Source organism: Kitasatospora sp. NPDC056783, assembly GCF_042789895.1.
In the GTDB taxonomy this organism is placed as follows: Bacteria; Actinomycetota; Actinomycetes; order Streptomycetales; family Streptomycetaceae; genus Kitasatospora.
The window spans coordinates 20897-32201 of sequence record NZ_JBHUAF010000056.1; the positions used below are offsets into that span (position 1 = coordinate 20897).

Here is an 11305-nt window from a genome sequence, read left to right on the forward strand (position 1 = left end):
CTCCGGTCACGGCGGAGGACACGACGTTCGTACGGCGCCGGGCTCCACGCCGGGATCGCGGGGCCCGGCAGCGGACGGGGCGCCGCCGCGTTCCTCAGATGACGTCGATGGTCGTGGACGGCGAGGTCCGGCCGCCGACGGAGAACTCCACGCTGGTGGTGCCCGTGGGGGCGTCGTCGGAGGCGCTCACGCAGACCCACATGACCGACTGCGACCCGTCGTCGGGGACGGCCAGGTCGACGCCGGAGAAGGTCAGGGTCCGGCCGTCGGCGGAGACGATCCCCGCGTAGGGGGTGGTGGTCCCGGCGGCGTCCATGACGGTCAGCTGGTGATCGGGGGTGGCCGGCGTGCCGAACCGCAGGCCGCTGCCGGCCGGGAGGACCGCGGTGACCGTCTGCCGGGGGATGTCCCTCGTCCCGTTGTTGCGCACCGTCACGCCCGGGTACTTGGGCGCTCCGCCCCGTTCCACGGTCACCGGGTCTCCGCCCGGCGACACGGTGAATCCCGGCTTGACGACGACCGTCGTGGAGGGGGAGGTCTTTCCCCCGACGTTGGAGGTCAGGCTGGTGGCTCCGGTCGGGGCGTCGTGGCCGGCGCTCACGGCGACCCACATCACGCTCGTCCCGGGCAGCGCCAGGTCCACGTTCGAGAAGACGAGCGAGGTCCCGTCCTCCGACAGGGTCCCCAGGTACGGGGTCGTCGTCCCGCCGGCGTCCATGACGGTCAGCTGGTGGTCGGCCATCGTCTGGGTGCCGAACAGCAGACCGCGGCCGGGGGGAAGGGTCACGGTCACCGAGACGGGGGCGAAGGCGGTGTCGGCTTTGACCTGTACTCCCGGGTAGCCGACGGGTCCGCCCTGCGTCAGCTCCACGTCCGGCGGTCCGCCGGGCGTCAGTGTGAACTCCGACCATTGCAGCACCACCTGACCGCGCCGGCCCGCGTCACCGACGCCGGACTGGTACAGGGGGTCGTCCTTGCCACCGGCCTGGGTCCCGCTGCCGGCCACGGTGCTTCCTCCGGTCACACCGGGGCCGTACACGAAGCTGCTGCCACCGCCGCCGCCGCTGAAGTACGCGCTCTGCGCGTTGCCGAGGGCGATGCCGCCTCCGCCGCCCGCGTAACCGGCGCCCCCACCCGTGTTGCCGCCGTAGCCGGCGCCCCCGCCTCCGCCCATTCCGGGGATCGGAATCTGGCCTCCGGGGCCTCCCTTCCCGGTGGCGCCGCCGTTCTCGCCGGTGTTGCCGCCGCGTCCCCCGTACTGCTCGTACCGGGGCGCGCCGCCACCGCCCGTCGAACCCGACGCCCCGTGCGCCGGCGTCCCCGGTGACCCGCCCCGTGAGTAGCCCTGACCGTCGCCGCCGCCGGCGCCGCCGCCCGCACCGCCTCGGAGGTTGGCGGCGTCGGGGTTGTTCGACCCGTGGAGACTCGCTCCGCCGCCTCCGGCGATCAGGAGCGTGCGCCCCAGCCGATGGCTGTACAGGCCGCTCATGCCGCCCCCGCCGGTCGGGCCTCCGCCCAGGTCGACGACGACCCGCAGGGTCTCCCCCGGTTCGACGGCGATGTTCCCGGAGACGAAACCGCCCCCGCCCCCGGTGCCGGCTCCGTCCCCTCCGCCGCCCCAGCAGCGGGCGTCGACCGTGGTGACGCCCGGCGGGACGGTGAAGTTCTCGACGCTGCCGGAATGGTTGAAGCGTCGGACGTGGGTGTAGGGAGCGAGGGGTGCGCCCGCGATCTCCGCGAGGGCCGCCGGGGGCTCGACCGCGATGGCGGGTTCCAGGATGGAGGGATCGGTTTCCTGGGTCATGACGTACCGTCCTTTCGTTGTGGATCGACTGTCAGTCGTGGTTCACCGGTGGTCCGCAGGACCGCGACGGACACGGGTACGGTTCGGTCCACCGGGCCACGACATCGCTCGCCAGAGCCACGCGCGCGGCCGTGGACGTGTTCTCGCACCCGCTGCCCGGGTGCCCGTCGGCGACTTCGCGGTCGGACGGCTCCGGTGGCGGCGTCACCTGCCGCCCGTAGACGCCGCGGAGGCCGAGGAAACTCCGTTCCGGTGTCCACCCGGTGATCTGCGCCAGGGGGTCGGCACCGGCTCCGACCGCATCGGCCCGGGCGGCATCCGTGGGGTCGGACCCCGGGGAGAACGTGACCCGATTGCCGTACACGCGGCGACCTCCAAGCCTCGCACCGAGTAGCCATCGGGCAGCATGCATACCAACCGATCATGTGACGCATGACCGTCCATCGGAATCTCGCCCATACAGCCGCGCCCCTCCAGGGCCGCCGCCACGGGCTCGCGGGCTCGCACCCGGACGGGCCCCGCCCGAGCCCGCGCGGTGACACCCGAGTGCGGGGCGGCGAAAAGATACGATTTGTCCGATATTTGGCATATCAATCCTCATGCGAAGGGGCTGGCGGGTGGACACAGTGGCACCCCGCCCGTACGGGCGGGCCACGGTACCGGCGGCGCGACGCAGGTCGATCGTGGCCCGGGTGTACGGCTATCCACCGGACCACAACGCCGGCTCGGAGTGGATGCTCCACTCGATGCTGCGTCCGCTGGCCGAACGCGGGCACCGGGTGGAGGTCTGGCTGTCGCACCCCGGAAAGAGCCACCGGACGTACGAGATCGACGGGGTGCACGTGGTGCCCTTCCAGGAGGGCATCGACTTCGTCGCCCGGGCCGGCCGGGCGGACGTCCTGGTCTCCCACTACGAGAACGTGCCCCTGCTGGCCGGGGTGGCGCGGGAGCGTTCCATCCCGTTCACGGTGATCTGCCACGACAACTTCGCCACGAGTTTCCACAACGCGGCGGGGGCGGACCTCGTGGTCTACAACAGCGAGTGGATCAGGCGCGACGGCGAGATCTTCTACGCCCGGTTCCCGCCGGAGTTCCTGCCCAGGCGCAGCATCGTGGTGCGCCCTCCGGTGATCTCGGAGGAGTACCGCACCGAGCCCGGCGAGTGCGTGACGCTGGTGAACCTCAACGCCGACAAGGGTGGCGACCTGTTCTGGCGGATCGCCGCCTGGACACCGGAGTGGAGGTTCCGCGGGGTGCGCGGCGCCTACGGCGAGCAGGTGATGCCACCGCCGCGGTTGCCCAACTGCGAAGTGGTCGACTCGGTGCCGGGGCACCGCATGCGTGAGCACGTCTACGCCCAGGCACGGGTGGTGCTGATGCCGAGCCTGTACGAGTCGTGGGGACGGGTGGCGGTCGAGGCGTTCGCCTCCGGCATCCCCGTGATCGCCCACCCCACCCCCGGGCTCGTCGAAGCCATGGGCTCGGCCGGGATCTTCGCCTACCGCGACGACCCCAACGCCTGGATCGACGCGCTGCGGTCCCTGCGCGACCCGGACACCTGGGCCCGTGCCTCCCGCCGGGCCCTGGCCCGCTCCGCCGAGCTGAGCGCCGCCCCCGACCTGGACCTGTGGTGTGAGGCCATCGAGTCACTGGCCGAGGTCCACACCCGCGACGCCACCGGCGGGCGCGTCACCGGCTCACCCGACGGCGGCGGTACGGGCCGCGCCCCCGAGGACGACGGCCCGGCCCGGGACGGCGTTCCCACTGCGGCTCGGCCCCGCTCGTCCGCCCTGAGCTGGATGAGACGGATGTTCAACAACCGTACCGGGCCGACGCCTTCGGCCGACCCGGGGTGGAACCGCCGCGAGCCGCGACCGCCGTCAACCGCCGCGGACGTGGACCGGGCCCTCGAAGACCCGGCTCACCACGAGAGCCCCACCGGGCGGCCGGAGCTCGACCGTGTCGGCGGCCGTCACGCCGCCGCGGGGCGCCGGCACACCACGACCGACCTCGCCGATCTGCAAGGAAAGGACGCTACGCCATGACCCAGGCGATCCCCGCCATGATGTCCGCACCCCTCGCCCCCTACACCCACGTCCAACGCTTCGACCACACCGGCAGCGTCCAGAACTTCACCGTCCCGCCAGGCGTCACCACGATCAACGCCCGCTGCTGGGGCGGCGGCGGCGCGGGACCCGGCACCGGAGGAGGTGGCGGCTTCGCCGGCGGCGACATCGACGTCGTGCCGGGCGAGGTCCTGGCGGTCGTGGTCGACCTGGGCGGCGGCCAGCACGGTGGCGGCGGCATGAGCGGCCTGTACAGCCGGCGCCTCGGGCAGACGCTCCTGATCGCCGGAGGAGGCGGAGCGTGCTCCGCGGCCGACGTCCCCGGCGCGCGGGCCGGCGCCGGTGGCGGCGCCGCCGGTCTCGACGGGCGGGACGCCTCCCGGCTCGGGTGGACCGGGACGCCGGCACGCGGGGCATCGGGCGCCACCGGCGGCGCCGGCGCGGCCGAGTCCAGCGGCTACCGCAGCCTGGGGGGACGCGGCGGCAACAACGGCAGCAACGGCGTCGACGCGACCACGTACGAGAAGAACGGCGCCCGCACCAGCTACGTGGTCCACGGGGGCCAGGTGCCGATCGCGGGCATGGGCGGAGGAGGCGGAGGGGGCGCCGGTAGCAGCACCGGCGGAGGCGCCGGGTACGCGGGCGGCGGCGGAGGCACCACCGTCGCCGGCGCCAGGGGCGACTGGAGCAGCGGCGGGGCGGGCGGCAGCGGCTTCGTGGGAGGCCCCGGCGTCACCGGCGGCCAGAGCCTTCCCGGCAACGGCTCCCGGGCGGGCGGCCAGAGCGACCCCCTCTACCAGTCGCCCGTGGGCGAGGCGGGCCACCGCGGCCAGGTGGTGCTGCAGTGGTCCCAGTTCACGGTGACGCCCGGCGGACCGCCGGACGTGGACCTGACGCAGGGCGGAGCGGTCGGGTACCCGGGGGTACGGGTGGATTCCGGGGTGGCGTTCGCACCGGTGGAGGTGACGGTGACGCTGCCGGCCGGCGCCGGTCTGCTGTTCGGAACGCAGATCCTCGCCGACCACCAGCTGACCGTGCAGAACGCCGCCGGGCAGCAGACCCCGTACACCGGCTCCCTCTCCCCGGACGGATCGTCCCTCCACTTCTCCGGCGTCGACCTGCACATGCCCGGGAGCACGGTGATGTGGGTCGCGGTGAGCGCCGACCACGGCGCCGCGCCCGGTACGACGAGCCTCGCCTTCACCGTGGGAGGCAAGGCCTGCCCGTCGACCACGATCGTCGTCCGACCGGACTTCGTCATCTCGCCGGCCGGCACCCCACTGACCCTGGCACGGGGAGGAACGGCACTCAGGTACCCCGGGGTGGAGGTGACCGGCAACAGCACGAGCGCCGTCCCCCCACAGACCGTCACCGTCACCCTGCCGACCGGGTCCGGCCTGCGGTTCGGCACGGTGGCAGCCCCCGACCACCAGCTGACCATCCGCGACGCCGACGGCAACGACACCCCCTACCCGGGAAGCATCTCCCCCGACGGCCTGACGCTCACCTTCACCAACGTCGACCTCGCCATCCCCACCGCCACCTCACAGTCGGTCATGTGGGTCTGCGTGAGCGCCGACGACACCGCGCCGCTGGGGTCCACCGACGTCGAGTTCTCCTTCGGCACCCGCACCTCGCCGTCCACCACCCTCGACATCGTCTGAGCCGCCCGGCGGCAGCACGACCTCCGCCCGGAAGGACAGCGGGCCGCGGCAAGCCGGGACTCCGCGACCACGCGACGCGTCCGCAGACCCGACCGCGCCTGTGACCCACGCGGTGTAGCAGGAGCACAAGCGAACACGACCGACCTGCTGATCTGTAGAAGGGACGGCACACCGTGCCCCAGACAACCGTCACCCAGCACTTCGCCTACACCGGCGCCGACCAGTACTTCACCGTGCCGTCCGGGGTCACCACCATCGACATCAAAGCCTGGGGCGCCGGAGGCGGTGGCACCTGGGGCACGACGAGCCAGGTGAACGCGGGGTGCGGCGGCGGTGGCGGTGGCTTCAGCAGGGGGACCGTCGCCGTGGTGCCCGGCCAGAGGCTGCTGGTCGTCGTCGGCCAGGGTGGTCGGGCGAATTCGTCCGCGGGCACCTACGGCCAGGGCGGAGCCGGAAACAACGCGGCCTACCCGGGCGGTTCCGGGGGCGGCCTGTCGGGCGTGTTCACCAGCTCGTTCGCGCAGCCCCACGCCCTGGTCGTCGCCGGCGGCGGCGGTGGGGCCACCGGCACCCGCAACGCGGACGTCGGACCTGGCGGAGGCGGCGGAGCGTCAGGTTCGACCAGAGGCCACAAGAACTCCCGCAACGGGGCTCCGGGCACCCAGACGGCAGGCGGCCACGCCGGCACGGGCGGCGCGGCGGCCGGCGCACCCGGCACAGCCCTGAGCGGAGGCAGATCGGCGCAGATCACGGGGACGTTCACCATGGGCGGTGGCGGCGGAGGGGGCGGCTACTTCGGCGGCGGCGGCGGATCGAGCCAGGCCAACTCCAACGACGCCCACCAGGTCCCCGGCGTCGGAGGCGGAGGATCCGGGTACCTGGCCCCGACCGTCACCGCGGGCAGCACCGAAGCCGGCCAGGCCGCTCCCTCCCGGTACACCGGTGGCACCGCTGCCGGGGGCAGCGACCCGGACTACCGGTCCGGTGTCGGCGTCGGCGGGGGCCAGCGCACCAACGGCGGCAACGGCCAAGTGGTCGTGCACTGGGTCGAGTTCACGGTGACGCCGGGCGGACCGCCCGACATCGAGCTGGTCCAGGGCGAAGCGGTCGGGTACCCGGGGGTGCGGGTCGAAGCGAGCGTGGCGATCGCCCCGGTGTCCGTGACGGTCACGCTGCCTGCCGGTCAGGGGCTGCACTTCGGGTCGCAGACCGTCCCCGACCACCAACTGACCGTCCAGAACCACCCCCAGCCGCCAACCGCGTACATGGGAACCCTCTCCGCGGACGGGCTGTCGCTCACCTTCTCGAACGTGGACCTGGAACTGCCCGACACGTCCACGCTGTGGGTCGCCGTGAGTGCCGGGAGCAGCGCCCCGCTCGGGACCAGCAGTGTGTCCTTCACCGTCGCGGGCCAGACCTCGCCTTCCAACCCGGTCATCGTCAATCCGGCCTTCACGGTGTCGCCGAGCGGCGCCCTCCAGGACGCCCCGCGGAGCGGGGCACCCACGTACCCGGGCGTGGAAGTGCGCAATGACGGGTCGCAGAGCCTTCCCGCGCAGATCGTCACCGTGACGCTTCCCCTCGACGCCGGCACGCGGTTCGGCACCCCTGGCGCCCCCGATCACCAACTGACCGTCCGGGACTCCGGCGGAACCACCACCGTGTACACGGGAATCGTCTCCGCCGACGGGCAGTCGCTGACCTTCACCAACGTCGACCTGGACATCCCCGCCAACGGCGCGACATCGATGATGTACGTCTGCGTGAGCGCCGGCGCCGGCACCCCCGTGGGGCCCACCAGCGTCCAGTTCTCCATCGGCAGCCAGACCTCGCAGTCCACCACCCTCAATGTCATCTGAGGATCAAGACGCTCACACCCGGTCGGGAACGCCTTCCCGCAGTCCGCCCATCCCGGCCGCCCCGGTCCGGCGGTCGTCGGCGCGCCCGGCGCACCGCCGGGTCAGGGCCGGTTCGGCTCCACGATCTCCTCGCCCTCGCCCTGAGGCACCTCGAAGCGCGCGAAGAAGTCGTCCAGGGCCTCCGGCGTCACGATCAGCGCGTTCGCGTCCCCGCGCCGGTTGCGCTCGGCCAGCCTGCGGAGCAACTCGTCGCGCCCGACCGGGAAGTACAGCAGCCGCCACCGGCCGCCGGCCGACTCCACCAGGCTCTTCATCGCCTCGCGGTCCTCGCGCGGCCACAACCCGTGGTCCCACACCACATCCCGGCCCGCGGCGACCAACTCGACCAGCCGATCGCGCAGTTCGGCGACGACCGGGGCCTCCTTCCCGGCGTAGGCGTGCTCCGGGTAGTCGACGCCGTACCGGCCGTGCCGCGCGTGGACGACCTCGTCCACCGACAGCCGCACGGCCCCCTGCGGCTCCAGCTTCCGCCGGGCGTAGGTGGTCTTCCCCGAACCGGTGATCCCCACCAGCAGGAACACCACCGGAATGCTCTCGGTCAACTCCGACTCCCCTCGTCGGCGTGAGACGTCAGCCCGTGGACGGGCGGTTCCCACCTGCGGTGACCAGGCCCGTCTCATAGGCGATGACGACCAGCTGGGCCCGGTCGTGGGCGTGGAGCTTGGACAGCAGCCGCCGGACATGTGTCTTGACGGTCGCGGTGCTCAGCCCCAGGTGCTCGGCGATCACGGGGTTGGACAGTCCCCGGGCCACCAGGCGGAGGACTTCCCGCTCCCGTGGGGTCACACCCGCCAGTTCCCGGGCCAGTCGCGGGCGCGGCTCGTGGCGTCCGGCGAACTCGTGGATCAGACGGCGGGTGACCGCGGGCGCGAGCAGGGCGTCGCCGGAGGCGACCACCCGCAAGGCTGTCAGCAGGTCGGCGGGGAGGATGTCCTTCAGGAGGAATCCGCTGGCCCCGCCGCGGAGTGCCGCGTACACGTACTCGTCCAGGTCGAACGTGGTGAGGACCAGCACACGGGTGCCGACGGCGTCCGGGTCCGCGCAGATGCGCCGGGTGGCCTCCAGGCCGTCCGTGCCCGGCATCCGGATGTCCATCAGCACCACGTCGGGCCGCAGCCGCAGGGCGAGTTCGACGGCCTGCTCGCCGCTGACGGCCTCGCCCGCGACGGTGAGGTCCGGCGCGCTCTCGATGAGCAGGCGGAAGCCCACCCGCAACAGCGCCTGGTCATCGGCGATGAGGACCCGGACCGGCCGGTTCACCGTGCCGTCTCCGATCCGCAGGGCAGCCACGCGTGCACCCGGAACCCGCCCGCCGCCAGGGGGCCGGCGGAGAGGGTCCCGCCGCACATGGCCGCCCGCTCCCGCATCCCGATGAGTCCGTGCCCGCCACCAGGACGCCGGGACGGGAGCCTGGATGGGAGCCGGGACGGCGCGTCGTTGACGACCTCGATCTCGACCGCCCCGGGACCGACCCGGGACAGGTTCACCCGGCAGTCCGCCGATCCCGCGTGCCTGACGACATTGGTGAGGGCTTCCTGAACGATCCGGTAGACCGCCAGTTCCACACCCGGGGGCAGCGGTGGATCCGGGTCGACGGACAGCTCCACGCGCGGGCCCGCGCCGTCCACGAGCGCGGGCAGGTCCGCCAGACCGGGGGCGGTCCCCCATTCGACTCCGTCACCGGGTGATCGCAGGACGCCGAGCATGCGGCGCATCTCGGTGAGCGCCGTCCGGCCCGCCGTCCCGACCAGTGCGAGGGTCCGCTCGGCCTCCTGCGGGTCGGTGGAGGCCACCGCACGGGCCACCTCGGCCCGTACCGCGATGACGGTCAGATGATGGGCCACCACGTCGTGGAGCTCGCGGGCGATCCGCAGGCGCTCGTCCGTCACGGCCTGCCGGGCGGCGAGTTCCGCGTACGACCGCTGCTCCCTCAGCGCGGTGCCCACCAGCCAGGGCAGGGTCATCATCAAGGACGCGAAGACGACGCCCCACGCGACCCCGGAGGCCGGGACCGGTCGCGGTACGAGGGCCATGGCCGCCGCGACGGCGCCCAGCGAGCAGCCGAGCGCCGTCGCGGACCGGCGCCGCGGTTCCCGCGCCCCCACCGTGTACAGGGCGACCCCGACGGGCACCCAGGACTCCTCCCATCCGGTGAACGCCATGGCGAGGACCGCTCCGGCCAGGACCGCGTACAGAACCCGGACGGGCCGTCTGCGCCGTACCGCGACCGGCAGCCAGACCGCCGCCGCCACGGCTCCCGCGCCCCAGCCACCGCTCCGCGTCTCGCTCGCGCCGAACGCCAGGGCGAGGAGCACGGCCGCGACCGTGTCCACGCCGTGCCACTGCCCGTCCCCCAGACGTCCGGCCACCAGCGGCCGTGACTCCCCGTCGCCCATGCCGGCCACGCTATCCAAGCGGGGGCCCTGGGCCCGTCAGCCCGGAGGACGTCATCTCACGGGCTGAGTCATCCGCGCGGCCGATGCCCGTCGTACCCTCCTGGGCTGACACCGGGTTCCTCCCCGGGGGCGAAGCCGCCGGGCCCGTCCGGCGGAACAGTGGAACGCATGAATCGGAGAACACTGCTGTCCTCGTGCGCCGGACTGGCCGCCGCCATGATCCCGGGCCCGCTCGCGTCGGTGGCCGTCGCGCGGCCGGGGCAGGAGGAACCCGTGCGGTTCCAGCTGCCCGCCCCGAACGGACCGTACCCGCTGGGTACGGTCGCGCTGCACCTGGCCGACACCACGCGACCGGATCCCTGGGTGCCCTCCCGCCCCTGCCGTGAGCTGATGATCAGCATCTGGTACCCCGCCCGCGACCACGCGGCCCTCCCCACCGTTCCCTGGATGCCCCCGGCGGCGGCCGACCGGTACCTGAGCCTCCAGGGCCTGCCTCCCGGCCGGGTACGACTGGGAGACACCCACGGCCACGAGGGCGCTCCCGTCGGCGGCCCTCCAGTCCCCCTGCCCGTCGTGCTCTACTCTCCCGGCGCCGACGCGTCACGGTCGTTCGGCACCGGTGTCGTGGAGGACCTCGCCAGTCACGGCTTCCTGGTGGTCACCGTCGACCACACCTACGACGCGGCCGCGGTCGCCTTCCCCGGTGGACGCGTCGAGACGAATCCGCTCGGCGGGGTCAGCGACTACGCCAAGGCCCTCGCGGTCCGTACCGCCGACATCCGCTTCGTCCTGGACCGGCTCGCCGTCCTCCGCGCGGGTGGCCACCCCGGCGTCTGCCGCACTCCGCTGCCCGCGGGCCTGCGCAAGGCGCTCGACCTGCGGCGCGTCGGGATGCTCGGCCACTCCCTGGGCGGCGCCACCACCGCCGCGACGATGCTCACCGACGGGCGGATCATCGCGGGAGCGAGCCTGGACGGGGGCGCGGCGGGCCCGGTGGTGGACGCCGGGCTCGACCGTCCGTTCCTGGTCGTGGACACCCTGGGCAAGGGCGGCATGGAGAACAACCCCGCCCTGCGCGCGTTCTGGTCGCATCTGCGCGGCTGGCGCCTGCACCTGACCGTACGGGGAGCCGCGCACCAGTCGTTCGGCGACGACGTGCTGATCCTGCCGCTGGTCGCCCCTCTCCTGGGCATGTCACCGCCCGCTCTGGAGGAGGAGGTCGGAACGATTCCCGGGCACCGGGCACAGGCGTTCCAACGCGCCTACCCGCGAGCCTTCTTCGACCTCCACCTCCGTGACCGGGGGCGGCTGCTCGACGGTCCCTCCCCCGACTTCCCCGAGGTCGACTACGCCTGGTGAACGCCTTGGCGCCCGCCGGGGCCGACCGAGCTGCCGGCGGACGCCGACCGGTGGACCCACGACAACGGTGTCCCGCGCCTCGCCGGGTGGGCGGGGC

The 11305-nt window shown here is 73.5% G+C and carries 8 protein-coding genes; 4 read left to right on the plus strand and 4 right to left on the minus strand.

The genetic code is table 11. The annotated features are described in order from the left end of the window. Positions 1 to 94: 94 nt before the first annotated feature. Positions 95 to 1804, minus strand: a complete 1710-nt coding sequence (locus tag ACFRMQ_RS11755; RefSeq protein WP_380729612.1) for a hypothetical protein — start codon at positions 1802 to 1804, stop codon at positions 95 to 97. Between the two features lie 617 nt (positions 1805 to 2421). Here ACFRMQ_RS11755 and ACFRMQ_RS11760 point away from each other — a divergent pair. The 3 genes from ACFRMQ_RS11760 (at position 2422) to ACFRMQ_RS11770 (ending at position 7393) form a co-directional block, all read left to right on the plus strand. Continuing rightward, complete coding sequence (locus tag ACFRMQ_RS11760) at positions 2422 to 3849, plus strand: glycosyltransferase family 4 protein (RefSeq protein ID WP_380729614.1); 1428 nt, start codon at positions 2422 to 2424, stop codon at positions 3847 to 3849. After that, positions 3846 to 5534 carry a hypothetical protein gene (locus tag ACFRMQ_RS11765; RefSeq protein ID WP_380729616.1) on the plus strand — a complete coding sequence of 563 codons (1689 nt, stop codon included), beginning with the start codon at positions 3846 to 3848 and terminating at the stop codon, positions 5532 to 5534. The genes ACFRMQ_RS11760 and ACFRMQ_RS11765 overlap by 4 nt, the downstream gene beginning before the upstream one ends. A 173-nt stretch (positions 5535 to 5707) precedes the next feature. Next, on the plus strand, positions 5708 to 7393 hold the full coding sequence (locus tag ACFRMQ_RS11770; RefSeq protein WP_380729617.1) for a hypothetical protein: 1686 nt from the start codon (positions 5708 to 5710) through the stop codon (positions 7391 to 7393). Positions 7394 to 7494: 101 nt separating this feature from the next. Here ACFRMQ_RS11770 and ACFRMQ_RS11775 read toward each other — a convergent pair whose 3' ends face one another. From ACFRMQ_RS11775 to ACFRMQ_RS11785, 3 genes are read right to left on the minus strand one after another with little or no spacing between them, the layout of a single operon-like run. Then, positions 7495 to 7995, minus strand: coding sequence for an AAA family ATPase (locus ACFRMQ_RS11775; protein ID WP_380729619.1), 501 nt, complete (start codon positions 7993 to 7995; stop codon positions 7495 to 7497). 28 nt (positions 7996 to 8023) lie between these two features. Then, the gene (locus ACFRMQ_RS11780) at positions 8024 to 8713 is read right to left on the minus strand and encodes a response regulator (RefSeq protein ID WP_380729627.1); all 690 of its coding nucleotides are present in this window, start codon (positions 8711 to 8713) and stop codon (positions 8024 to 8026) included. Beyond that, complete coding sequence (locus ACFRMQ_RS11785) at positions 8710 to 9849, minus strand: sensor histidine kinase (protein WP_380729621.1); 1140 nt, start codon at positions 9847 to 9849, stop codon at positions 8710 to 8712. The genes ACFRMQ_RS11780 and ACFRMQ_RS11785 overlap by 4 nt, the downstream gene beginning before the upstream one ends. Positions 9850 to 10017: 168 nt before the next feature. Between ACFRMQ_RS11785 and ACFRMQ_RS11790 the strand changes: the two genes are divergently transcribed. Continuing rightward, positions 10018 to 11208: an alpha/beta hydrolase family protein gene (locus ACFRMQ_RS11790; RefSeq protein WP_380729623.1), complete on the plus strand. Its 1191-nt coding sequence runs from the start codon at positions 10018 to 10020 to the stop codon at positions 11206 to 11208. Positions 11209 to 11305 lie beyond the last annotated feature (97 nt).

Excerpts from the sequence above, each read along its gene's own strand:
- ACFRMQ_RS11790 (WP_380729623.1), top strand. The coding sequence starts at position 10,018 with ATGAATCGGAGAACACTGCTGTCCTCGTGCGCCGGACTGGCCGCCGCC.
- ACFRMQ_RS11785 (WP_380729621.1), bottom strand. The coding sequence starts at position 9,849 with ATGGGCGACGGGGAGTCACGGCCGCTGGTGGCCGGACGTCTGGGGGAC.
- ACFRMQ_RS11765 (WP_380729616.1), top strand. The coding sequence starts at position 3,846 with ATGACCCAGGCGATCCCCGCCATGATGTCCGCACCCCTCGCCCCCTAC.
- ACFRMQ_RS11755 (WP_380729612.1), bottom strand. The coding sequence starts at position 1,804 with ATGACCCAGGAAACCGATCCCTCCATCCTGGAACCCGCCATCGCGGTC.